Raw genomic sequence first — 21,750 nt, 5'->3', positions numbered from 1 at the left:
GCGGTGGTACTTCGTCGTTCGTCGAAACTCCGAACGACAATACCATATGGCTCCTCCCACACTGTCAGACCATGACCGCAGTCGGTATCGACGCGATCGAAATCTGGACCGGGAATCTCAAACTCGACTTGCCCGGGACGTTCGCCCCCGAGAAAGGCGAAGACCCGGAAAAGTACACGAAGGGACTCGGCCTCAACGCGAGTTCGTTCCCCGACAGCTACGAGGACATCGTTACGATGGGGGCAAACGCCGCCCACCGACTGATGGAGCGAAAGGGCTTGGAGCCGGACGATATCGGTCGGATCGACGTCGCGACGGAGAGTTCGTTCGACAACTCGAAGCCGGTTTCGACGTACGTCGCCGGCTGTCTCGAGGGGGTCTTCGACGGCGACTTCCACCACGCGAACAAAGGTGAGCGGAAGTTCGCCTGTATCGCCGGGACCCAGAGTTTAGACGACGCGTACAACTGGATCCGTGCGGGCCGAAATCGTGGCCGTTCGGCGCTCGTCATTGCGACGGACACGGCCCTGTACGCTCGCGGCGACGCTGGCGAGGCGACCCAGGGTGCCGGTGCCGTCGCCATGCTCATCAGCGAGGATCCGAGTCTCGTCGAACTCTCGACCCACCAGGGCTACGGCTCTGCCGACGAGACCGACTTCCTCAAACCCAACCAGCAGTTCCCCTCCGTCGACGGCAAACGGTCCGTCCAGGTGTATCTCGCCCGGATGCGCGAGGCAGTCGAGGACTACGAGAGCGTCGCTGGCGACGTCCACCCCGACGATTTCGAGTTCGCGCCGTTTCACACGCCGTTCCCGGGGATGGTTCGCAAGGCGGCGATGCTCGCGTATCGCCACGTTACGCGCGATACCGCGATCGAGGACGAACTCGCCGACGAGATCGGCAGACAGCCCCGACGTGAGGCGTTCGACGACGAGGAGACGTTTCACGACGCCGTCCGCGAATATATGGACTCGCTCAAGGAAACCGACCAGTATCGGGAGTGGTACGACGCGACCATCGATCCGACGCTGTCGATCTCGCGTGAAGTCGGAAACTGGTACACCGGCTCCGTCCACGTCGCTCGCGTCAGCGCGCTCAAGACCGCACTCGAGGCGGGCCGCGATCTGACCGGCGAGACGCTGCTCGTTGGCTCCTACGGGAGCGGTGCACAGGCCGAGATTCACGCCGAAACGATCGTCAGCGGCTGGGAGGACGAGATCGCGGCACTGAACGTCGACGAACAGCTCGAGGCCCGATACGACCTCTCTTGGGAGGACTACGAGGAGGTTCACGACGTTCACAACCACGAGATGGACGTCGACGTCGAGGAGTTCACTGCTCCCGAATCGGAGTTCGTCTTCGACGGCTGGGGGCGAATGGGTGAGCGCAAGTACCGCTACGTCGAGTAGCGGTTCGGGCGACGCGCGTTGCCGACGTCATAGCGAGGTCACTGTTGATCCTGCCGTAGTTCGATCGTCGAATCCGATTCCGAAGGCGAAACGCACTACACCTCTCGGTGGCTAGGTCGGCCAACGATCGAACTCGAGGCCCCGACTCATGGATCCGCTCACGCTACTCGGCGTCGACGTCGTTCTCTTCCTCGTCATCGGATTGCTCGCCGGCGCACACTGCGTTGGGATGTGTGGTCCGCTCGTGACGATGTACTCGAGTCGGATGACCGACGGGGGGACGACATCGGAATCGGCGGCGGGTGGGCGTGGCGGACACCTGACGACCTACGAAGTTCGCCAGCATGCGCTGTTCAATCTCGGCCGAACGGCGAGTTACACGCTTCTCGGGGCGGCGTTCGGGGCCCTTGGTGGTGCCCTGTTTCTGACGACGGCAGAACTCACGCCCGTCGTCGACCTCGCCCGCGGCGGGGTCGGCCTCGTCATCGGTGGCTTCGTCATCGCCACCGGCGTCTACTACGTGCTCGGACGGACGACCGGCGGCGTCTCGATCCCCGGCCTCGAGCGGATTACCGGCTGGCTCGTCGGCCACGTCGACCGGCTGGCGAACGGTCCCGGTATCGTCGGCCTGGGGGCGCTTCACGGATTGCTCCCGTGCCCCGTCCTCTATCCGGCGTTTCTGTACGCGTTCGCGACCGGCTCGCCGACCGGCGGTGCGCTCGCGCTCGCGGCGCTCGGGGTCGGAACGATTCCGGCCGTTTTCGCCTACGGAACCGTCATCGATACCGTCGACGTCGCTCATCGGCGTCGCGTCCACCGGCTGCTCGGCGTCGCGTTCGTCGTGCTGGGGTACGTCCTGTTCGCCCACGGGTTGATGGCACTGGGTGTTCACGTACCACATCCCGAGTTGCCGTTCTACGACGCCATCGATGCCCCTGGCGCCGACGGTCACCACCACTGAAACCCAGCGATGATCGACCGCCGATCGAACTAACCACACGATGACAGACGACCGATCCGACACCGGCTGTACGCTCTGTGAGCTCCCCGTCGAGGGCAGCGACGTCGTCGCCGACGGGAAGCCGTTTTGCTGTGTCGGCTGTCGGGACGTCTACGACGTAGTCGGTGGCGTCGACGCGGTCGACGCCGAGGACGTTCGCGACGCCCGAGAGGAAGCGCAGGCGGCCGAGGAAGACGCCACCCCACGGGCCGACCCCGACCACGAGACGTCCTACCTCGAGGTCAGCGGGATGTACTGTGTGACCTGTGAGGCCTTTATCGAGTCCGTCGCCACGTCGGCCAACGGCGTCAGCGACGCGAGCGCGAGCTACGTCACCGACACCGTCCGGGTCGACCACGATCCCGAGCGTGCACCACTCGAGGAGTTGACGTCGGATATCAGCCAGCTCGGCTACAGCGCGTACAGTCGCGAAGACGCCGTCAGCCGTCGCCGGGCGGAGAACTGGGAGATGGGACGGATCGCCGTCGGTGTCCTCATGGGGATGATGGTGATGCTCCAGTACGTCGTCTTTATTTACCCGGTCTACTTCGGCGGGCTCTTTTACAACGAGCAGACGATGGCGTTTTTCGAGCAGGCGCTCGCCGACGAGCGGGCGACGCCGTTTTATCTGATGATCGCAGCGCTCACGACGATCGTCCTCGGCGTCACCGGCAAGCCGATCTTACAGGGGGCGTACGTCGGGATCAAGACCCGGTCGCCGAACATGGATCTACTGGTCGCGATCGCCGCGGTCAGCGCGTACCTCTACAGTACGCTCTCGATCGCCGTCGGCGGCGACCACATCTACTACGACGTTACCGTCGCGATCGTCGTCATCGTCACCGTCGGCGGTTACTACGAGTCTACGCTGAAACGGGAGGCGACCGAGCGCCTCTCGGATCTCACCTCCGTCCAGGTCGACGAGGCCCGTCGCGTCGGCCCGGACGGAAGCCACGAGGACGTTCCGCTCTCGGCGCTCGAGCCCGACGACCGAGTACTCGTCCGGGCGGGCGAACGGGTACCGATCGACGGCGACGTGATCGACGGCGAGGCCGCGGTCGACGAGGCGGTCGTCACCGGCGAATCCCTCCCCGTCACCAAAGCGGTCGGCGACGACGTCGTCGGCGGCTCGCTGGTCGCCGACGGCGCAGTGACGATCCGCGTCGGCGAGGACGCGACGAGCACGCTCGATCGCATCACCGAACTCGTCTGGGACCTCCAGAGCGGTACCCACGGTATCCAGAAGCTCGCGGACAAACTGGCGACGATTTTCGTCCCGCTCGTGCTCGTCCTCGCGGTCGTCGTCACCGCGGTCTATCTCGCGCTCGGCTCTGGGGTCGCCGCTGCGTTGCTCGTCGGCCTCACCGTCCTCATCGTTTCCTGTCCGTGCGCGCTCGGGCTCGCGACGCCGCTTGCGGTCGCCGCGGGCATCCGTGATGCCCTCGAGCGCTCGATCGTCGTCTTCGACGACAGCGTCTTCGAGCGTATCCGCGAGGCCGACACCGTCGTCTTCGACAAGACTGGCACGCTGACGACCGGCGAGATGGCCGTTGTCGATACGGACTGTGAACAGAGGCTGCTCGAGCGGGCGGCGATCCTCGAGCGTCGATCCGCCCACCCGGTTGGACAGGCCATCGCCGCTGTCGGGGGAGACATCGACTCCACCGATCCGGTCGCAGACGGCGGCAGACTCGATGGAGAGTCGTCTCCGGACAACGTCGCCGATGGTCGGTCCGTTTCCGGTGAGGGGAGCCGAGCCGAGACCCTCGGCGACCGCATCGAGTCCTTCGAGAGCCACCGTAACGGCGTCTCCGGCGTCGTCGACGGCGACGAGGTCGTCGTCGGTCACCCGGACCTCTTTCGCGATCGTGGTTGGACGGTTCCGGCCGACCTCCAGGAGCGAATCGATGGGGAGCGAGCGGCCGGACGGGTGCCGGTCGCGGTCGGACGCGACGGAACCGCCCAGGGGGTTGTCGTGGTCGGCGACGACCTCCGGGAGCGGTGGGCAGAGACGCTGACAGCGATCTCGGACGCGGGTGCGGACGTCGTCGTTCTCACCGGCGACGATGCGCGTGCGGCAGAACAGTTCCGCGAGCACGCAGCGATCGATCGGGTGTTCGCGGGCGTTCCACCGGAGGGGAAAGCCGAAACGGTTGCGCGCCTCGGCGAACGCGGACGAACCGTCATGATCGGTGACGGAACGAACGACGCACCCGCGCTCGCGGCGGCCGATCTCGGAATCGCCCTCGGAGGTGGCACTGCGATGGCCGCTGACGCCGCGGACATCGCCCTCGTCGACGACGACCTCTCCTCGGTCGACACCGTCTTCGATCTCGCTCGCGCGACCGATCGGCGGGTTAAAGGAAACATCGGCTGGGCGTTTTGCTACAACGCGATCGCCATCCCGTTGGCCGTCACGGGACTGCTCAACCCGCTTTTCGCCGCGATCGCGATGGGCGCGAGCAGCCTCCTCGTGGTCACGAACTCCTCGCGGGCGCTTCTCGAGGAGTGATAGTCGGCCGCGTACCACAACTCACCGGTCGCGATCCGAGAGGTGCTCAATCGGGCCCTCCCCTGGCGTCCGTATCCTCCCGGCGTTCCTGTCCCGTCTCGGAAATATCGATGACGTCACCGCCCTCGGCTGGCATGTCCTCGCCTTCCTTGATCGCCTGGGCCTCCTGTTCCATCGCCTCGACGTCCATCTCGGCGTCCTCGATCTCGCCGATGATCTCGGCGATGTCGTCTAAGCCGATCAGTTCACGCGTCTCGTCGTCGAACTCGAGGCTCTCGAGTTGCTCGCCGTCCGTTCTGACGTCGCCGCCCGAGAGGTGTTTGCCGTAGCGGCCGACCATCGACGTGAGTTCCTGTGGGAGGACGAACGTCGTCGACTCGCTCCTCCCGATCTCTTCTAAGGTGTCCATCCCCTTGTCGATGACCGCGCGTTCACCCATCGACTCGGCGGAGCGAGCCCGCAAGACGGTCGAAATGGAATCACCTTGCGCTTCGAGGATCTGACTCTGCTTTTCACCCTGGGCACGGATAATCTCACTTTGCTTGTCACCCTCCGCCTTCTCGACGGCGCTGCGACGTTCTCCCTGGGCCTCCAGGATCATCGCGCGGCGGCGGCGTTCGGCGGAAGTCTGTTCTTCCATTGCACCTTTGACGTCCCGAGAGGGTGTCACCTCCCGGACCTCGACGCTTTCGACGCGGATCCCCCACTCGTCGGTGGGCTCGTCGAGTTCGTGGCGGATTCGCTCGTTGATCATCTCGCGTTTGCTCAGCGTGTCGTCGAGTTCCATATCGCCGAGGACGGCACGCAAGGTCGTCTGGGCGAGGTTCGAGACCGCCCGTTCGTAGTTCTCGACCTCGAGGAACGCCCGTTTGGCGTCCATCACGCGGATGTAGACGACGGCGTCGGCGGTCACCGGCGAGTTGTCCCGGGTGATCGCCTCCTGGCTCGGCACGTCGATCGTCTGGGTACGCATGTCGAACGTGTAGACTCGCGAGACGAACGGGGGAACGACGTTCAGCCCCGGCTCGAGCAGTTTGCGATACTCTCCAAAGACGGTGAGTGCGCCCCTGTTGTAGGCGTCAACGATCTCGATCATCGACCAGACGGTGGCGACGACGAGTACGACCGCCAGCGCCGCGACGATCAGTATCGGATCGCCGACATCGAGTTGCAGGGGTGCGAGTATAGATGACACCATCGTGTGTTATACGGTAGCGAGACGAATAACTCTTGGCTGCTGGCCACTCGAGCGCCACGGAGGGGAGGTTTTTACTGTAAATTGGTGCCGCCGAACCCGCGACCCGTCTGCGATTTCAGCGGTAACACGGTACAGCAATCCGTATCAATCCTCGTTTCGAAGGCGCGTCAGGACCTCCTCGGCGTTCTCGAGTGCCTGCTCTTTTTTCGCAGGATAGGCCTCGACCTTTCCACGGAAGGTGATCCCATCGCCGAGGCGGACGTCGCCGTTGAAGGCGGCCTGTTTGTCGAGTCGGAGGAAAAACTCCGTGTTCTCGGTTACCCGTTCGTCGAGTTCGTCGATCAGCGTCTCGAAGCTCTCGAGGTCGGCGAGTCTCGAGAGGACGTGGCGGACGTCGTCGGCGTTCTCGACCCGGGCTGAGAGGACGAGAATACGATCGCCGTAGTGGCCCTCGCTCTCGGCGCGTTCGATCTCGAACGGCTCGTCGTCGCCCTCGGGAAGGAACGTCCGAAGCGCCTCCTCGACGCGCTTTTCGTCCTCGGTGGCGTAACAGAACGTACGTAAATCGACGTAGTGAAGCGGAATCTGTGGCATCTACAGGTCGGACACGGCTGGTGAGTGCTCACCTCGAGTCTCCGGGCTCGAGGGTCGTGTGGCGTTACTCTTCGTCGTCTTCGGCGGCGACGTCCTCGTCGGCGGCCTCGAGAGCGTCTTCGGGAACCCCGGCCTCCTGGCCGTCCTCGAAGCTGATGGTGTAGGTGACGTCGCCGAACATCGACTCCATCGTCTGGGTGACGGTGCCGGTTTCGCCGTCGAACTCGCTGTGCTCGTCGTGTAGGACGACGTGGTCGTCTTCCTCGAAGCTCATACTCGAGATTCCGCCCCGCCGCGTAAAAAGGAACTGATTGCAGGCCTTCGCTTGGGAGGGTGTCGTCCGTTGTCCCGTGGTTTGCTTTGAGGATCGTTCGAAACGGTTACCTGTCGGAAAAGTCAACGGAACAGTATGTTCGGAATCCTGTTTTTGGTCCTCCCGATCGTCGGCGCGTACGCCGTCTACGTCGATGCGGTCGATCGCGACACCGACGGACCGGTGTGGTGGGCAGTGGTGACGCTCGTCATCGGCTACGGTGTCGGTCCGGTCTTCCTGGGGCTGTTTCTCGTCCTCTATCTCGTTCTCCACGTCCTCGAGGCGAAGTGGGCCGGCCGCCGCTCGGTCTCGGGAAGCTGATCGTCGGCGTTTGTTCCGCTTCGAGACGATCAGCGAGGCGGTCAGCGGTCGAGCTCCTCGAGTAGCGTCTCCGCGGCGGCACTCGAGGAGCCGGGACCGCGGGCGGTGATGAGGTCGCCGTCGACGGTGACGCTCGTGTCTGCCTCGAGTTCGGCGTCCCAGTTCCCACCGGCGGCCTGTACTTCGTCTTCGACCCAGTAGGGGAGTTTGCGGCCGTCCGGCATGCAGTCGTTCTCGTCGACGATGTCTTCTTCCCACTCGTTGGGGAAGCCGGTGACGTCGCGACCGTTGACGAGAAACGCGCCGTGGCTGTCGCGGGCGAACGCGAGGATGCCGACGGCGTGACAGACGACCAGCGCTTTCCCGTCGTCGCCTTCGATCGTCTCCCGTAGAAGTCGGCGAGCGTCGTGGTCCTGATTGACGTCCCACTCGGTGCCGTGGCCGCCGGGGAAGACGACGGCGTCGTAGACTTCGGCGTTCGCTCGAGCGAGCGGGATCGGATCGTTCAATCGCTCGTCGCTCTCGTGGACCTCGCGGACGTGTTCGGCGGTCTCCTCGCCGACCTGTTCGGGATCGACCGATCGTTCGTCGATCACCGGCGGGTTCCCCGACGGCGTCGCGACCGTGATCTCGACTCCCGCCGCCGAGAGCGTCTCGAGGGGCTCGACACACTCCTCTCCCCAGTATCCCTCCTCGCTGACGACGAACAGTGCTTGTGTCATACTCGAGGCTACACCGACCGCAGATAAAACTCCCCGCCCCGTCCACGGTTTCGCCGGCACCGCCACGTACGTTTTGCTGGACGAGTGGTCGATCCGTTCGTGACGAGTGTCGTCCAGTTCGTTCCTGTTCGATTCGACGACCGTCAGGTGGGATTGAGATGACTTTTTCGCCGTCCACGACGAACATCCACTAGGTGATAGCAATGGCAGGCCGTTCGGGCCCGTTCGACGAAATCGGGGAACTGTTCGACCGACTCGCGCGTCAACTCGAGACGGCGGCTCGGTCGTGGGAGACAGCGGTCGACGACCGAAGCCGTCTCGACCTCTCGATGCGGGGGTCGGCGACCAGCCTGGACGTCGCCGAGGAGGGCGAGGAGTTCGTCGTCACCGTCGACGTCCCCGGCTACGAGACCGACGACCTCGAGATCAACCTGACTGGCGAGACGCTCAAGATCAGAGGCGAGCGAGCACGGGAGACCGATCAGGTCGACGAGGAGACGTACATCCGTCGCGAACGCGAGCTGCGATCGTTCAGCCGCCAGGTCCGGCTCCCCGCCGTTGTTGACGCCGGCGGCGTCGATGCCACCCTCAACAACGGCGTCCTCACCATCCGTCTCCCCACACTCGAGTCGGACGACGACGGACAGACGATCGACATCGAGTGAACCGTACCGACGTGTCACGAGCGGAGAATCGTCACGGCGGTCCGTCTCGTGGATCGTCGAGATTCAACGCGTCGAAGAACCGCCGGGTCAGTCGGCCGCCGACGAACTCGAGCAGCTGTTTCTCGTCGCCGGCGTCGTCGCCAAAGAGCCCGAGATCGATCCGTCCGCCGGCCATATCGTGGTGGCCGCCGATGGCACCGAACTCGCCGAACCCATCCTGGAGGGTTTCGCCGATGTGGATTCGTGGGTCGATCGACCGCGCGCTGACTCGAATCGTCCGACCGACGATCCCGTAGGCGAGGACGGTGTCGACGCCTTCCAGGTTGAGCAGAAAGTCCGCCGCCTGCGGAAGCGCGTCAGTCTCGGAGGTCGTCCCCACGCTCGCGACGAGCGAGGAGCCACGACGCTCGCGTGAGCGGATCGCACAGCCGATCGCGTCGATCGTTCCCGGCGAGAACGCGCTGCCGTAGAGCTGTTCGAGCGCCTCGAGGTCCGCTACAGGGTACACCGAAAGCGCCGCCTCGTACTCCCGTCTCGTGGGATCGCGAACGAAATCTAGGCGTTCACGATGGAGGGCAAAGAGCAGGGCAGACGCGAGTCGAGTCGTCAGTTCGACCTCGAGTTCCCACAGGTACTCGACGAAAATCGTCGCGGTCGCACCGTATCTCGTCCGGACGTCCTCGACGGTCGCGCCGGCGGACTCGCCCGGATGGTGGTCGACGACGATATCAGGTTCGACGTGGGCCAACAGCTGCGAGTTCTCGCCAGGGATCGCGTGATCGACGAACGCGATACAGTCGGACGCTTCGACGTCGACCTCGTCGATCGGTCGAAGAGCGATGTCGAGCATGTTGACGAACGCCCGGTTTTGCTGGTGGGAGATCTCGCCACCGTAGACGATGATCACGTCGTCGACACCGATGTCCTCCGCGATTGCCTCCAGAGCGAGCGCGCTGGCGAGACAGTCGGGGTCTGGATTGTCGTGACAGACGATCGCCACCGACTCGGCCACCTCGAGGACGGACACGAGTTCCGCCGCGCGGGACATACAGGGATCGTACGGGAAGCGACCGTTTGAACCCCCGGTCGCTAACGGCCACGAATCCGTCGAAACACGGTGTTGACCGTCCGGTATGATCTCGATACCTGATGCGACCGAACGGAGGTCAGGTGGATCCCGACCCGTCCGACATCGTCCCCGAAAGCGCCTCGGTCGTCGGTGTGAACTCGAGTTCTGCCCACAGCCGCCCGCGTGGCCCTTCTCGTACAACATCGAGGCTACGGGGACGGTCTCGATGCCGGTTTCGCCGCCGTTGAAGGCGATGATCTCGTCGTGGCTCGGCCATCGGCGTGTCTCCCGCCATCGGGGAGGATGGCCGCGTAGCTGGTGAGAAAGAGTGTACGAATCAAGTTCATACGGCAACGCAAGCGAGGATGACGAGACTGGTGACAGGCAGGTAGACGGATAGTCGTCTCAATCCGCGTTGAGCGGGGGACGGGACGACTGGGCGTCGTCCGAGCCGTCCGCGGGGGTGTTTACGAACATTGCGTGACCGATGATCCCCATCGCGACGAACGCACCGATCGGTACCGCTGCCGTCAGTGAAAGGCCGACCAGGGCGAGGGCAGCGGTGATCCCGAGCAGTGCGACTGGGATGAGGCCGAGAACAATGTCGTAATATCCAGTCATAATCTATCCTATACTATGGCAAATACGCATATAAGTGTTTCCCATAATTGGCCAGTACTGGACTCATTTGTGACTCGTATTTGTTGTATTGGTTTCTCATAAGTTATAGGACAGCCATCGGTGTTTCGACCACTCGATCGTCAAGCGAATTTCGGAGAGAGAACTGCGATCGAGCACCGAAATCGGGCGATACCAGCGGAGAACGTCGGCTACTCTCTCGTCGATCCATCCCCAACACGTCCTGGTCGGGGATGGTTGCTCATCCGAAGCCGGTACGTTCTCGAAATATGAATGGGTGTCCGAGTCACGTCGATTCCAGTGCGACAACCACCAGACGCCAGCCGACGAGCACGATCAGGCCCAGCCCAGTCATCACGAGCGGGAACGGCCACGTGATCCCTCCCTCGAAATACGGTGACCCTCGCAGGAGAAACCCGATGTTGGCACCACCGAGCCACGTAACCGCCACCAATCGAATCGTTCGAATCGTCGACGATCGATCGGCCGTGTACAGTCCAGCGATCACCGCGACGACGAGCCAACCGGCCACGAAGGGGACGACCGTCTCGAGGGTAGAGAGAGGGTCGGCAATCGGATCGAGGCCGTGGGTGAGTCCGCCAGCGGTAACCAGTGCGGTCAGCAATCCGACATCGGCGACGGCAAGCCCGATCGTTTGCCGGTCGATGGGCCGACCGCCGGCGTTTCGTTCGGCTGTTGTGATCATACGATCGGGTTTGTCCGCTCGACATATCGTCTTCCCGGTTCGATCGTCGACGCCGAGACCGACAGGAGAGGGAACCCCCGGCGACCGAGGGTCGCCGAGTGTCGTCCAACGGACGGGGCGTCCGTGCGAGGTAAATCCTCGCACACCACGGGTCGGTCACCGGACACTTCGTTATCGGCACCGTTCAACGGATCTTCCCCGCTCGTCGGGTCCAGTGGACACGGTAGGCGCCCCTTACGAGCCACCCCGCGACTTCGAAATCGCGAACGCATCGCCGCCCATCCTCTCGAAGACGAGACAGTGGCTGTGGTTGGCGACGGTATCGCCTCGAGCGCGAATTGCCAGCGCCCAGAGCCCGGGACGTCCTCGCCGTGGACCCGGACACGACTGACGCGGGTAATCCCGACGTCAACGATCGGCTCTCGGACGACGATCACTGTGTCGCGGGATCACGACGGATGAACCCGAGCGTCGCCGGGTTGAAGTAGTACGTCCCCCCACACGCCGAACAGGTCACCGCCAGCGGCTTGCCGTGGCGGTGTTGTTTCCAGAGTTTCGACTGTGGCGCGTCGATGTCGAGGACGACCTGTTCCGGACAGCCGTCGGTCGTACAGGGAAACCGCATGAACCAGTTGGGAACCGACAGCGGTCCGATCGGCTCGAGATTGTGTCTGAGACCGCCGAGTAACTCGAAGATAGTTCGTGAGAGGTCGTCTCGTTTGATCGACATCCCCTCGATGTCGGCGAGATATCCACCGCGATGGCGTTCGTCGGTGTACACCGGAAAGATCGGGATCCTTTCGGCGCGCGCGTAGCCGATCTCCTGGTTGACCCACCGGGAGTCGGCCGACCGGTCGGTCAACACCGCGACGACGACATCGCTGTCGGGAATGCGACTCTCGAGTCGATCCCGCGTGCTATTCGAATCGACCTCTTCGAGTGCGATATGAACGTCGAACGGGAGGTTCTTGACCGTCGAGAACAGCGTCTGGACGAGCTCAAGGTCCGACGGAGCGTGCGAAACGTACACCTGTTCTCCGGTCATCTATCGGTTACAACGTGTACGACTTCGAGTTTAATTAATGTATCTACTCGTCGACCGAACCCGTCGTTACCGTCTCGAGGATCCGTCGGGAGAACTCGGATTCCGTCAGTTCGGCGTGGAGATCGTCGAACCAGTCCCGTTCGACGCGCCAGCGTCCCCGAAGCGAACCGTCAGTCCCGCGGGAGGTAGCCTCGAGGTGGCCCGGCGACCACCCCCGTTCGTCCGCGATCGCGAGCACGGTCCGGACGACCGTTCCGACCTCGTCGCTCGTCACTCGCGGAGCGTCGGTGACGACCTCGTACGTGAGGTGGAGGTCGGTCTCCGACCTGGGTTCGTCCCACTCGACCTCGAGGACGTAGATCCCGTGGCTCATGAGTCGGTTCTCGAGGGTGACGGCGATGGGCGGATCTCCGGTCATACGACGGTGTTCGGCCGGAGCGACGAAAAACACCGTGGCATTTAGAGCGGATCGACGAGATCCGAAAGCGCGGCCGTCGGGTCGTCCGCTTTCGCGACGCCGCTTGCCAACAACACGCCCTCCGAGCCGAGCTCGCCCGCGGCGACGACGTCGTCCCCGGTGCTGATACCGGCACCACAGAGGACCGAAACGTCGGAATCCACGTTGGCTGCGGCGGCGACGGCACCCTCGACGATCTCCGGGTCGGCCTGACTGACCGGCGTTCCGGTTCCGATGAGTTCGGGCGGCTCGACGGCGACGGCGTCCGGCTCGAGCGCGGCCGCAGCACCGATCTGGGCGGGGTTGTTCGCACAGACGACCGTCTCGAGACCCGCCCGGTCGGCAGCCTCGACGGCACCGTCAACGTCAGCGAGTTTCAGGCGGCGTTCGGAGTGGTTGATCAGCGTCCCGACGGCACCGGCGTCGGCGACCGTCTCGGCCAGCGTATGGCCGGTGTTGCTCCCGTAGTCGATGGGATCGACGTGCTGAGCCCACGTCTCGGCCCCTGTCTCGGCGACGCGCTCGAGGTGTGTGGCCTGGGGGGCAACGGCGACGCGAGCGACATCGGTGGACTCATCGACGTCGCGGACCGCTTCGGCGACGGCGACCGGATCACACGGATACGTCTTCAGGTTGACGAGGATGAACATACGGAGTATCCGATCCCCGTCGAAGAAATAGCTTGCGAGTTATCGACAGAGATACGCCTCGCGAACGGAGTGTGTCGGTCAGTCCTTTCGCTTGACGACGTCTCCGAGCGTGTAGCTGCCGGACGAGGAGCCCCCGGACCACTCGGAGTCCTCGCCTGAGCCACCCTCGGCGCTCAGGTCGATCTCGAGGAACCGCTCGAGTTTCGACTGGACGCGGTCGCTCGGGAGCGTATCGCCGCGTTCGATCTTGCGGATGAGACTCGCCTTCTCGTTGAGTTCGTTGGCGAGATCCGACTGGCTGAGCCCCTTCCCCTCGCGGGCGTTGCGTACGCTGTCGTCGTAGTCGGTGACGAGTTGGTCCATGTCGTCGAACATATCGGACCGGGGAGAGCCACCGGAGCTGGAACTCGTCGACGAGCTCGCGGACGCACTCGAACTCGAACTGCTCGACCCTCCGGAGGAACTCGATCCGGTCGAATACTTCGTGGACGTACTCGAGCTCGAGGGCTGTTTGACCTCCGTGCCGAAGTCGGTGCAGTTCGAACACACGTCGAGTTTCGCACCCTCGACTTTGATGGTCTTCGGAGACGACGTCTCGGCGCCACACATCTCACACTGAACCATGTGCGCACCTATATCGCGCCGAGTGATAAACCATGCGGCGAGAGCGATGCGATCCTACTCGAGTGCGCTCCAGGAGTAGAAGAACCGCTGGAGGGCAGTGAGGTGACCGACGACAGCGAGGAAGGCGAGCAGCCAGCCGACGAGCGTGAGGCCGCCGTACGTCCCCGAGAAGGGGTACGCGAGAACGCCGACGACACCGATGATCGCCAACCGGTCTGCCCGACCGACGAGGCCGCCGTAAACGCGATCGAGACCGACGGCTTGAGCCTGCGTCCCCAGATACGAGGTCATGACGACGCCGGTGACCGCGAGAAAGCCCAGCAGGTAGTCGCCGACCCCTGCTGCGAGGCCGCCGATGACGACGATGTCGGCGTACCGATCGAGAACGTGATCGAGGAGGTCGCCGCCGGGCGAGGCGACCGCCTGTTCGCGCGCGAGCGCGCCGTCAACGATATCGAGCCAGCCGTTCAGAAAGACCAGCGCCGCCGCCCCGACGTACCAGACCGGATCCGCGCGCCCGCCGAGTACGAACGCGACCGCTGCGAGTATCGCCATGAAAAACGCCAGCACGCTTACGCCGTCGGGTGTCATCCCGATCCGGTCGAACCCCTTCACGAACGGATCGAGAAATCGCGAGATGTACGGTCGAAGCTGATCGAGCGTCACGCGAAATACCCCACGAAGTCGACGTCGCCGGCGCTCGGTTCGCGCTCGCCCGCGAGGACCGATTCGAGGTCGTCGGCGACCGCTTCGGGGTCGCGATCGGTTGTATCGATCTCGTAAACCGACTCGAGACCGTGTTCCTCGGCCGCCTCCGAAAGAATCACGTCAAGCGCCTCGCTCTCGGCGTTTTCGGTCGCTTTCCCCTCGTTCTCGCCACGGTCGCGGAGTCGCTCCTCGAGATCGTCGGGGCGACACCGGAGGACGGCAACGCGATCCGCCTCGAAGTGATGGGCGAGGTGGGACTCGATGACGACGTCCTCACGTCCCTCGAGCCAGACCGACAGCGCCTCGAGGTCGGCGACCTTACTCTCGCGTTCGGCGTCGATTTCGGTATACAACCCCTCGCGCTCGAGAACGTCGTTCAGGTGGACGACCTCGAGATTCGGTTCTGACTCCGTCTCGAGGCGCGCCTCGAGTATCGTCGTCGCGGTCGTCTTCCCGGTTCCGGGCGTTCCGGTGACGGCGACTCTCACCTGTCGGGCACCTCCGCTTCGGCGTCGACCTCGAGATCGGCGAGCACCGCGTTCGTCGCCTCGATCGCTCGTTCGGTCTCTTCGTCGGTTCCGCAGGTGATCCGGATACAGCCGGGGAGGCCGAAGCTCGTACAGTCGCGGACGATGACGCCCCGTTCCTGGAGTTCTTCGGCGACCGCGGCGGCGTCGTCGACGTCGACGAGGACGAAGTTCCCCTCGCTTGGCCAGACGTGTGCGTCGATCCCTTCCCTCATTGCCTCTCGTGAGGTTCGAGCCGTCTCGACGGTCCGCTCGACGTGCTCGGTATCGCCCATCGCGGCCAGACCGGCGCGACAGGCGAGTTCGCTCGCCGCAAACGGTGTGTTCACGCGCGTGTACGCGCTGGCCCACTCCTCGGGGACGACCGCGTATCCGAGCCGGACACCGGCGAGCCCGTAGACCTTCGAGAACGTCCGGAGGACGGCGACGTCGTCGCGCGCGTCGAAGCCATCCTGTCCCTGTATGAGCGTTACCGCGCTCTCGGTCTCGGCGAACTCGCCGTAGGCCTCGTCGACGACGACCAGCGTCTCCTCGTCGGTTTCCGCGGCGAGCGCCTCGATCTCCGTGAGTGCCATCGTCGAGCCGGAGGGGTTGTGCGGGCTCGTGAGCCAGATGATCCGCTCGCCGTCGTACGCTTCGAGCACTGTGTCGGCGGTCTGCTCGAACCCGTCTGTGCGATCGATCGAGTACTCGTTGACCTCGCCGTGGTGAAATCGTGAACTCATGCCGTAGTAGGCAAAGCCCGGCGTCGGGACGAGAACGGCATCGGCGGGTTCGAGCGTCGCGCGATGGAGGTAGTCGATCGCGCCGTCGCCGCCGTTGGCGAGCCAGACCTGCTCGTCCTCGACGTTCCACCGGTCGGCGATAGCTGCCACGAGGTCGGTGTGTGCGGCCTTGGGATAGGAGCTCATGCTCGAGGCGTGCTCCCGGATCGCCACGGTCGCGGCCGGCGACGGGCCGTGGGGATTTTCGTTCGAGGCGAGTTTGACGAACTCCGAGGGGTCCCGCCCGAGTTCGCGGGCGACTTCCTCGATGCCCCGACCCGCCTCGTATGCGACGTGATCGGACAGCTCGCGCGGTTGCATACCAAAAGCCTGTTTCCCGTGGCTCTTAAGCGTGCTCACCTGTCCGCACGACGAGGAGTACTCGAGACCGTCGGCTCGGCATTCGTTCGACGTCACGATCGGGAAACAGGTCGAGTCATCGCACTAATTGGTCAGGAGCGCGTACGGTGTCGCATGTCCGGGCCTCGCGAGACGGGAGCGTCACGGTGGTTCACCGAGCGGACCACGTTGACGATGTTTGCGCTAGTGAGCGTCACGCTGGCTGTCCTCGTCGTTCTCCCCTACCTCCAGTACGTGCTGTTGAGTGCCGTCCTCGCGTACATTCTAATGCCCATTCAGCGTCGCCTCGAGCCCTACGTGGGGTCGATGATCGCCGCGCTCACGGTGGTGGCGGTCGCCGTCCTCGCGATCTTGCTTCCGCTCGCGTACGTCCTCGCCATCGCGTTCGGCGAGGCACTCGAGATCGTCAACGCGATTCAGGAGGGCTCGCTCGACGCCGAGATTATCGAATCCCAACTCGAGGAGACGGGGTACGCCGTCGACCTCGGCGAGATGTACCAGACCTACCAGGAGCCGATCGCGACCGGGGTACAGGGGCTCGCGACCAGCGGGATCGAGGTCGTCGCCGGGCTTCCATCTCTGCTCATCGGGCTGACGGTGACGCTGTTCGTCCTCTTCGCGCTGTTGCGAGACGGGGACGCGCTCCTCGCCTGGACTCAGCGGGTGTCGCCGATCAACGACGAGATCCAGCAGGAACTGTACGACGACCTCGATCAGCTGATGTGGGCCTCGGTCGTCGGAAACGTCGCCGTCGCGGGGATTCAGGCGATCTTGCTCGGCGCTGGGCTCGCAGTAGTCGGCGTTCCGATGGTCATTTTCCTCACCGTCGCGACGTTCGTCCTCGCGTTGCTCCCGCTGATCGGCGCGTTCGGAATCTGGGTTCCGGTATCGATCTACCTGTTCGCGATGGGGCGACCTCTCGAGGCCGCTGCCCTCGTCGGGTACGGCACACTCGTGAGCGCGTCGGACAACTACCTGCGGCCGGCGCTCATCGGTCGGACGAGCGCGTTCAACTCCGCGATCGTCGTCGTCGGCATCTTCGGCGGACTCGTCGTCTTCGGTGCCGTCGGCCTCTTTATCGGCCCCGTCATCCTTGGCGGCGCGAAGGTCACCCTCGACGTGTTCGCTCGAGAGCGAAACGACGGTGGGGACCACGAACAGGCGGCGGATCCCGCGGTCGACACCGCGCCGGATACCGGCGTTACAGCGGACGACGAACCGGATCCGGATCTCGAGTCGGAGACAGGACCGACCGACTCGACCGCGTCGGAGGAGTCGGAAACCGACGTGACGGACGAGACGCCGACGACGACCGAGAACGGCGACGACGATTGAGCATCCGACCGCATGCGTTAATTAGCCCCACAAACTACACGCTGGTATCGTGTCTCGAATCGATACCCGCACTTCAGGCGGGTGCGGACGGGCCGTATCGTCCGTCCGACGGGTCCAGTAACTATGCACGGGTCACAGCTTTCGGGGAGTCCGTACGCTCCCCACACGGCGGACGAACGGTCGGTGATGCTCGAGGCGGTCGGCGTCGAATCGGTCGAGGAACTGTTCGACGTCCCGCCCGAGGTCGGCTTCGAGGACAGCTACGGGATCGACGCGCGGACGGAACGGGAGACGCGCCGGCTCGTTCGCTCGATACTGAGTCGAAACGGCGACCTGACGGAACTGCTCGGCCGAGGTCATTACGGCTACTACGTCCCCTCGGTGGTCGACCACCTCGCCGACCGCTCGGAGTTTCTCACCTCCTATACGCAGTACCAGCCCGAGGTCTCCCAGGGGTTCTTACAGGCGCTGTTCGAGTACCAGTCGCTTCTGGTCGAACTCACCGGACTCGAGGTCGCCAACTGCTCGATGTACGACGCCGCGACCGCCCTCGGCGAGGCGGCGACGCTGGCCGATCGGGTCCGCGACGCGACCGGGAACCGCGTGCTGGTGCCCGACCTGTTGCTCGAGGGACGGCGGAGCACCCTCGAGAACTACGTCGCCGGGACGGACCTCGTCGTCGAGGCGTATCCGACCGACGACGCCAACGTCGACGTCGACGGACTCGACGAACTCGTCGACGACGACGTCGTCATGATCTACGCCGAGAACCCGACGGTGCGTGGAACGATCGAGGAACGCCTCGAGGCGGTGGGCGACCTGGCCGGGGAGACGGACGCGCTGTTCGTTCTCGGGACCGATCCGGTCGCGCTCTCGTTGCTCCAGCGACCAACGGACGTCGGTGCGGACGTCGTCGTCGGTGACGCAAGCGTCCTCGGTCTCCCGACGAGTTACGGCATGGGGCTCGGTCTATTCGCCACGAGCGAAGAGTACCTCCGGCAGGTCCCCGGCCGGCTGGTCGGCGCGAGCGGGGACGCGACCGGCCGGCGGGCGTACACGCTCACGCTCCAGACCAGAGAACAACACATTCGACGCGAGCGGGCGACGAGTAACATCTGTACGAACCAGGCCTGGGTCGCCTTACGGACCGCGATGCACGCCGCCGTCCTCGGCCCCGAGGGACTCGTCGAGCTCGCGAAACGCGGCGTTACCCGCGCCGAGAGGCTCGCGACCCGCGTCGACGACCTCGTCGGCGCGAGTGCACCCGTCCACGACCGCCATCACCTCCGGGAGTTCGTCGCACGCGTCGACCACCCCGCTCGAGCCGTCGCCGCCGACCTCGAGGAGCGCGGCTTCGCTGTTCACGTCGTCGACGACCACGAGATCCAACTCTGCGTCGCCGGCGTCGCCGACGATCGAATCGATCCGTTCGTCGACGCACTCGAGGAGGTGATTCGATGACCGACGGCGTCGATTCACCCGTAGACGACGAAACCGACGGCGGATCCGAAGCGATAGGAGGCGATCGTTCCGGACGGACCGACGACCGCGTCCGGTACGACCAGGCGCGGTACGTCGAGGACGGTCAGTACGAACCGCTGCTCTCCGAGAAGGATCTGACGCGGGTCGAGATCGGCGAGGACTCGCCGCTTCCAGAGGAGTTGACCCGCGACTCCCTCGAGCTTCCGAGCCTCTCGGAACCCGAACTCGCACGCCACTACACCCGACTCTCGCAGATGGTCTACGGGATCGACAGCGGTCCCTACCCGCTCGGATCGTGTACGATGAAGTACAACCCCAAATTCACCGAGGACGTGGCTGCACTGCCATCGGCGAGCGTCCACCCCGATCGCTCCGAGCGGTCGGTTCAGGGCACCCTCGAGGTACTGTACCGGCTGCAGGACTATCTCGGCCGGATCGGCGGGATGGACGCCGTCACGCTTCAGCCACCCGCCGGCGCGGCCGGCGAGTTCGTCGGCATCCGGGTCGCCGCGGCCTATCACGAACACAACGGGGACGGGCACCGCGACGAGGTCATCGTTCCCGAAAGCGCCCACGGAACGAACTTCGCGACCGCCGCCCTCGGCGGCTACGACGTAGTTTCGTTGCCCAGCGACGACGGCGGCCGGGTCGACCTCGAAGCGCTCGAGGCCGCCCTCTCCGATCGCACGGCAGCGCTGATGCTCACGAACCCGAACACGCTGGGACTGTTCGAGCGCGACATCGCCGAAATCGCCGGGATGGTCCACGATGCGGGCGGGTTGCTCTACTACGACGGGGCGAACCTGAACGCGTTGCTCGGCCGCGCCAGGCCGGGCGACATGGGATTCGACGTGATGCACTACAACGTCCACAAGACGTTCGCGACGCCCCACGGCGGCGGCGGTCCGGGCGCGGGCCCGGTCGGCGTCACGGCGGACCTCGCGCCGTTCCTACCCGCCCCACGAGTGCGCGAATCGGACGACGGATCGACCGAAAGCGGTGAGCCGACCTACGAACTGTTCGACCCCGAACACACCATCGGGAAGGTCCACGGCTTCCAGGGCAACTGGCTCGTCCTCGTGAAAGCCTTCGCGTACATCGCACGCCTCGGCGACGCGGGGCTCGCAGACGCCAGCGCGAAAGCGATCCTGAACGCGAACTACCTCGCGAGTCGGATCGCGTACGACGTGCCCTACGAGCCGTTCCACCACGAGTTCGTCGCCAGCGCGGGCGACCAGGACGCGGCCGACGTCGCCAAACGGATGCTCGATCACGGCGTCCACCCGCCGACGACCAAGTGGCCCGAGATCGTTCCCGAGGCGCTGATGACCGAACCGACAGAAATCGAGAGCAAGGCCACCCTCGACCGCCTCGCCGCCGCCTTCAACGCCGTCGCCGAGGAGGACGACGAAACGCTCGAGAGCGCCCCTCAACGGACGACCGCCCGCCGGATCGACCAGACGAGCGCTGCGCGGAACCCGCGACTGTCGTGGCAGGCGCTCGAGGACGACTCCTGACCCAACGCGGCTACACCGCGACGACGCCTCGTCTCTCGCAACAGTGGTCTCCCCGTCGAAAAATAGCCGAGTTACGCACTCGAGTCGACGGCCGTACCGTTGTCCGCGATGCGGACGAATCCGTAGTCACAGTCTGGACAGTGCCACTTGACCTTCTCGCCGAGGTGAAGCGTCGTACTCGCGGCGCGATAAAACGTGCGCTCGCCATCGCAGTCGGGACAGTAGTGCTCGAGTTCCATCGTCATGGCCGTGGGTAGCGAACGCATCGAGTTTAACCTACTGATTTTCGAGGGTTCAGTTCGACGATCGGGGTTCGATCATACTTACCTCGTGGTAACGTATGCGACTACTTTCGGCTCACGGAACGGTTAACTGCCCAACTTTCGGTGTAGGTGTGTAGAAGCAACGATCGAATCGGACGGTACGAGATGCCATCTCCGGCGTTCGGGAACGACGCCACGGGCGATTCGACAGCCGCTGCTCAATCCGATACTGATCTACTCATGACCACAGAACACGCGAATGCTGACGGCGAACTGACTGACGAACAGATGGACGCAGACCCGGCGGGAGAGTCAGAGATCGTCGGTGGACTCGACGAAAACGTCGCGGGAGCCGTCGCGTACCTCCTGGGCCCGATCACCGGAATCCTGTTCTTCGTCCTCGAGGACAAAAACACGTTCGTTCGATTCCACGCCGCACAGAGTATGATCGTCTTTGGCGCGTTGATCGCGATTCAGGTCGCGATTATGATCGCACAGGTCGTCCTCGAGACGATTCCGTTTATCGGGTGGGTCCTCTCGTTCGTCGTCGGTCTGTTCACGATGTTGTTGATGCCGATCGCGTTCGTATTGTGGCTCCTCTTGCTCCTGAAGGCGTACAAGGGCGAACGATTCAGCCTGCCACTTCTCGGCGGCATCGCCGACGGCCTCGTCTGAGACGGACACTGGGGCGGTCGACAGCGATCACAGGACCGTTCGGGGTGACTGTCCCCGCATCGACGCCATTTTCTCCCGGCCGGTCGCACACCGGTGAGCGATCGACCGGCAATCATACGGTCTGCTGTAAACCGTTACTGGCGAAACCACAGACGGCTCGTGGTTTCGCCGGTAAACCGTTACAGCAATCCGTAT

General features: G+C 64.3%; 24 protein-coding genes. 9 read left to right on the top strand and 15 right to left on the bottom strand.

Going from position 1 to position 21,750, the window contains the following annotated elements; genetic code table 11:
* The first annotated feature begins 71 nt into the window (after window positions 1-71).
* The 3 genes from hmgB (at window position 72) to GRS80_RS16385 (ending at window position 4,921) form a co-directional block, all read left to right on the top strand.
* A complete protein-coding gene (hmgB, locus tag GRS80_RS16395) occupies window positions 72-1,409 on the top strand; it encodes a hydroxymethylglutaryl-CoA synthase (protein ID WP_160048502.1) in 1,338 nt (445 codons plus the stop codon).
* 148 nt (window positions 1,410-1,557) lie between these two features.
* The gene (locus GRS80_RS16390; RefSeq protein ID WP_160048501.1) at window positions 1,558-2,370 is read left to right on the top strand and encodes a sulfite exporter TauE/SafE family protein; all 813 of its coding nucleotides are present in this window, start codon (window positions 1,558-1,560) and stop codon (window positions 2,368-2,370) included.
* A 40-nt stretch (window positions 2,371-2,410) separates the two neighbouring features.
* Entirely contained in the window at window positions 2,411-4,921 is a 2,511-nt protein-coding gene (locus tag GRS80_RS16385) for a cation-translocating P-type ATPase (protein WP_160048499.1), read from the top strand.
* 46 nt (window positions 4,922-4,967) lie between these two features.
* On the opposite strand, the gene GRS80_RS16380 is transcribed toward GRS80_RS16385, so the two are convergent.
* The 3 genes from GRS80_RS16380 to GRS80_RS16370 form a co-directional block, all read right to left on the bottom strand.
* Complete coding sequence (locus GRS80_RS16380) at window positions 4,968-6,119, bottom strand: SPFH domain-containing protein (protein WP_160048498.1); 1,152 nt, start codon at window positions 6,117-6,119, stop codon at window positions 4,968-4,970.
* Between the two features lie 144 nt (window positions 6,120-6,263).
* Complete coding sequence (locus tag GRS80_RS16375; protein WP_160048497.1) at window positions 6,264-6,713, bottom strand: RNA-binding protein; 450 nt, start codon at window positions 6,711-6,713, stop codon at window positions 6,264-6,266.
* A 64-nt stretch (window positions 6,714-6,777) separates the two neighbouring features.
* On the bottom strand, window positions 6,778-6,987 hold the full coding sequence (locus tag GRS80_RS16370) for a DUF1918 domain-containing protein (protein ID WP_160048496.1): 210 nt from the start codon (window positions 6,985-6,987) through the stop codon (window positions 6,778-6,780).
* Window positions 6,988-7,122: 135 nt separating this feature from the next.
* Between GRS80_RS16370 and GRS80_RS16365 the strand changes: the two genes are divergently transcribed.
* On the top strand, window positions 7,123-7,347 hold the full coding sequence (locus GRS80_RS16365) for a hypothetical protein (protein WP_160048495.1): 225 nt from the start codon (window positions 7,123-7,125) through the stop codon (window positions 7,345-7,347).
* A gap of 41 nt (window positions 7,348-7,388) precedes the next feature.
* Here the strand turns inward: GRS80_RS16365 and GRS80_RS16360 are convergent, their stop codons facing one another.
* Window positions 7,389-8,069, bottom strand: a complete 681-nt coding sequence (locus GRS80_RS16360) for a type 1 glutamine amidotransferase domain-containing protein (protein WP_160048494.1) — start codon at window positions 8,067-8,069, stop codon at window positions 7,389-7,391.
* Between the two features lie 203 nt (window positions 8,070-8,272).
* On the opposite strand from GRS80_RS16360, the gene GRS80_RS16355 reads away from it, so the two are divergent.
* On the top strand, window positions 8,273-8,734 hold the full coding sequence (locus tag GRS80_RS16355; RefSeq protein ID WP_160048493.1) for an Hsp20/alpha crystallin family protein: 462 nt from the start codon (window positions 8,273-8,275) through the stop codon (window positions 8,732-8,734).
* 31 nt (window positions 8,735-8,765) lie between these two features.
* On the opposite strand, the gene GRS80_RS16350 is transcribed toward GRS80_RS16355, so the two are convergent.
* The 10 genes from GRS80_RS16350 to hisC form a co-directional block, all read right to left on the bottom strand.
* Window positions 8,766-9,782 (bottom strand): bifunctional oligoribonuclease/PAP phosphatase NrnA, encoded by a 1,017-nt coding sequence (locus GRS80_RS16350; protein ID WP_149081636.1) that lies wholly within the window; start codon window positions 9,780-9,782, stop codon window positions 8,766-8,768.
* Window positions 9,783-10,208: 426 nt separating this feature from the next.
* A complete protein-coding gene (locus GRS80_RS16345) occupies window positions 10,209-10,424 on the bottom strand; it encodes a hypothetical protein (RefSeq protein WP_160048492.1) in 216 nt (71 codons plus the stop codon).
* A gap of 304 nt (window positions 10,425-10,728) precedes the next feature.
* Window positions 10,729-11,148 (bottom strand): DUF3054 domain-containing protein, encoded by a 420-nt coding sequence (locus GRS80_RS16340; protein ID WP_160048491.1) that lies wholly within the window; start codon window positions 11,146-11,148, stop codon window positions 10,729-10,731.
* A gap of 433 nt (window positions 11,149-11,581) precedes the next feature.
* Complete coding sequence (locus tag GRS80_RS16335; protein WP_160048490.1) at window positions 11,582-12,193, bottom strand: toll/interleukin-1 receptor domain-containing protein; 612 nt, start codon at window positions 12,191-12,193, stop codon at window positions 11,582-11,584.
* A gap of 43 nt (window positions 12,194-12,236) precedes the next feature.
* Window positions 12,237-12,611 (bottom strand): hypothetical protein, encoded by a 375-nt coding sequence (locus GRS80_RS16330; protein ID WP_160048489.1) that lies wholly within the window; start codon window positions 12,609-12,611, stop codon window positions 12,237-12,239.
* A gap of 41 nt (window positions 12,612-12,652) precedes the next feature.
* Window positions 12,653-13,300 carry a triose-phosphate isomerase gene (tpiA, locus tag GRS80_RS16325; protein WP_149081631.1) on the bottom strand — a complete coding sequence of 216 codons (648 nt, stop codon included), beginning with the start codon at window positions 13,298-13,300 and terminating at the stop codon, window positions 12,653-12,655.
* Between the two features lie 78 nt (window positions 13,301-13,378).
* Window positions 13,379-13,924 carry a multiprotein bridging factor aMBF1 gene (locus GRS80_RS16320; protein WP_160048488.1) on the bottom strand — a complete coding sequence of 182 codons (546 nt, stop codon included), beginning with the start codon at window positions 13,922-13,924 and terminating at the stop codon, window positions 13,379-13,381.
* 54 nt (window positions 13,925-13,978) lie between these two features.
* Window positions 13,979-14,590 (bottom strand): CDP-alcohol phosphatidyltransferase family protein, encoded by a 612-nt coding sequence (locus GRS80_RS16315; protein WP_149081629.1) that lies wholly within the window; start codon window positions 14,588-14,590, stop codon window positions 13,979-13,981.
* The gene (locus GRS80_RS16310) at window positions 14,587-15,120 is read right to left on the bottom strand and encodes an adenylate kinase family protein (protein ID WP_343161611.1); all 534 of its coding nucleotides are present in this window, start codon (window positions 15,118-15,120) and stop codon (window positions 14,587-14,589) included. The genes GRS80_RS16315 and GRS80_RS16310 overlap by 4 nt, the downstream gene beginning before the upstream one ends.
* Entirely contained in the window at window positions 15,117-16,244 is a 1,128-nt protein-coding gene (hisC, locus tag GRS80_RS16305) for a histidinol-phosphate transaminase (RefSeq protein ID WP_160048487.1), read from the bottom strand. The genes GRS80_RS16310 and hisC overlap by 4 nt, the downstream gene beginning before the upstream one ends.
* Window positions 16,245-16,397: 153 nt before the next feature.
* Between hisC and GRS80_RS16300 the strand changes: the two genes are divergently transcribed.
* The 3 genes from GRS80_RS16300 to gcvPB all read left to right on the top strand — a co-directional run bounded on the left by GRS80_RS16300 (window position 16,398) and on the right by gcvPB (window position 20,617).
* Window positions 16,398-17,618 carry an AI-2E family transporter gene (locus GRS80_RS16300; RefSeq protein WP_160048486.1) on the top strand — a complete coding sequence of 407 codons (1,221 nt, stop codon included), beginning with the start codon at window positions 16,398-16,400 and terminating at the stop codon, window positions 17,616-17,618.
* A gap of 123 nt (window positions 17,619-17,741) precedes the next feature.
* Complete coding sequence (gene gcvPA / locus GRS80_RS16295; RefSeq protein WP_160048485.1) at window positions 17,742-19,079, top strand: aminomethyl-transferring glycine dehydrogenase subunit GcvPA; 1,338 nt, start codon at window positions 17,742-17,744, stop codon at window positions 19,077-19,079.
* Window positions 19,076-20,617 carry an aminomethyl-transferring glycine dehydrogenase subunit GcvPB gene (gene gcvPB, locus GRS80_RS16290; RefSeq protein ID WP_160048484.1) on the top strand — a complete coding sequence of 514 codons (1,542 nt, stop codon included), beginning with the start codon at window positions 19,076-19,078 and terminating at the stop codon, window positions 20,615-20,617. Before gcvPA ends, gcvPB begins: the two co-directional genes overlap by 4 nt.
* A 71-nt stretch (window positions 20,618-20,688) precedes the next feature.
* Here the strand turns inward: gcvPB and GRS80_RS20500 are convergent, their stop codons facing one another.
* The gene (locus GRS80_RS20500; protein ID WP_200840410.1) at window positions 20,689-20,862 is read right to left on the bottom strand and encodes a hypothetical protein; all 174 of its coding nucleotides are present in this window, start codon (window positions 20,860-20,862) and stop codon (window positions 20,689-20,691) included.
* Window positions 20,863-21,120: 258 nt separating this feature from the next.
* Between GRS80_RS20500 and GRS80_RS16285 the strand changes: the two genes are divergently transcribed.
* Window positions 21,121-21,555 (top strand): DUF4870 domain-containing protein, encoded by a 435-nt coding sequence (locus GRS80_RS16285; protein ID WP_200840409.1) that lies wholly within the window; start codon window positions 21,121-21,123, stop codon window positions 21,553-21,555.
* The last annotated feature ends 195 nt before the right edge of the window (window positions 21,556-21,750 follow it).

Source organism: Natrialba sp. INN-245 (assembly GCF_009807105.1).
Classification (GTDB): Archaea; Halobacteriota; Halobacteria; order Halobacteriales; family Natrialbaceae; genus Natrarchaeobius; species Natrarchaeobius swarupiae.
This window is presented reverse-complemented; position numbering and strand designations above follow the sequence as displayed.

What these genes read in the sequence shown, in the direction of transcription:
- GRS80_RS16330 (WP_160048489.1), bottom strand. Translation starts at nt 12,611, where the DNA reads ATGACCGGAGATCCGCCCATCGCCGTCACCCTCGAGAACCGACTCATG.
- GRS80_RS16380 (WP_160048498.1), bottom strand. Translation starts at nt 6,119, where the DNA reads ATGGTGTCATCTATACTCGCACCCCTGCAACTCGATGTCGGCGATCCG.
- GRS80_RS16355 (WP_160048493.1), top strand. Translation starts at nt 8,273, where the DNA reads ATGGCAGGCCGTTCGGGCCCGTTCGACGAAATCGGGGAACTGTTCGAC.
- gcvPB (WP_160048484.1), top strand. Translation starts at nt 19,076, where the DNA reads ATGACCGACGGCGTCGATTCACCCGTAGACGACGAAACCGACGGCGGA.
- GRS80_RS16350 (WP_149081636.1), bottom strand. Translation starts at nt 9,782, where the DNA reads ATGTCCCGCGCGGCGGAACTCGTGTCCGTCCTCGAGGTGGCCGAGTCG.
- GRS80_RS16385 (WP_160048499.1), top strand. Translation starts at nt 2,411, where the DNA reads ATGACAGACGACCGATCCGACACCGGCTGTACGCTCTGTGAGCTCCCC.
- GRS80_RS16335 (WP_160048490.1), bottom strand. Translation starts at nt 12,193, where the DNA reads ATGACCGGAGAACAGGTGTACGTTTCGCACGCTCCGTCGGACCTTGAG.
- gcvPA (WP_160048485.1), top strand. Translation starts at nt 17,742, where the DNA reads ATGCACGGGTCACAGCTTTCGGGGAGTCCGTACGCTCCCCACACGGCG.
- GRS80_RS16375 (WP_160048497.1), bottom strand. Translation starts at nt 6,713, where the DNA reads ATGCCACAGATTCCGCTTCACTACGTCGATTTACGTACGTTCTGTTAC.
- GRS80_RS16390 (WP_160048501.1), top strand. Translation starts at nt 1,558, where the DNA reads ATGGATCCGCTCACGCTACTCGGCGTCGACGTCGTTCTCTTCCTCGTC.
- tpiA (WP_149081631.1), bottom strand. Translation starts at nt 13,300, where the DNA reads ATGTTCATCCTCGTCAACCTGAAGACGTATCCGTGTGATCCGGTCGCC.
- hisC (WP_160048487.1), bottom strand. Translation starts at nt 16,244, where the DNA reads ATGCAACCGCGCGAGCTGTCCGATCACGTCGCATACGAGGCGGGTCGG.
- GRS80_RS16345 (WP_160048492.1), bottom strand. Translation starts at nt 10,424, where the DNA reads ATGACTGGATATTACGACATTGTTCTCGGCCTCATCCCAGTCGCACTG.
- GRS80_RS20500 (WP_200840410.1), bottom strand. Translation starts at nt 20,862, where the DNA reads ATGACGATGGAACTCGAGCACTACTGTCCCGACTGCGATGGCGAGCGC.
- GRS80_RS16365 (WP_160048495.1), top strand. Translation starts at nt 7,123, where the DNA reads ATGTTCGGAATCCTGTTTTTGGTCCTCCCGATCGTCGGCGCGTACGCC.
- GRS80_RS16285 (WP_200840409.1), top strand. Translation starts at nt 21,121, where the DNA reads ATGACCACAGAACACGCGAATGCTGACGGCGAACTGACTGACGAACAG.
- hmgB (WP_160048502.1), top strand. Translation starts at nt 72, where the DNA reads ATGACCGCAGTCGGTATCGACGCGATCGAAATCTGGACCGGGAATCTC.
- GRS80_RS16300 (WP_160048486.1), top strand. Translation starts at nt 16,398, where the DNA reads ATGTCCGGGCCTCGCGAGACGGGAGCGTCACGGTGGTTCACCGAGCGG.
- GRS80_RS16340 (WP_160048491.1), bottom strand. Translation starts at nt 11,148, where the DNA reads ATGATCACAACAGCCGAACGAAACGCCGGCGGTCGGCCCATCGACCGG.
- GRS80_RS16320 (WP_160048488.1), bottom strand. Translation starts at nt 13,924, where the DNA reads ATGGTTCAGTGTGAGATGTGTGGCGCCGAGACGTCGTCTCCGAAGACC.
- GRS80_RS16360 (WP_160048494.1), bottom strand. Translation starts at nt 8,069, where the DNA reads ATGACACAAGCACTGTTCGTCGTCAGCGAGGAGGGATACTGGGGAGAG.
- GRS80_RS16370 (WP_160048496.1), bottom strand. Translation starts at nt 6,987, where the DNA reads ATGAGCTTCGAGGAAGACGACCACGTCGTCCTACACGACGAGCACAGC.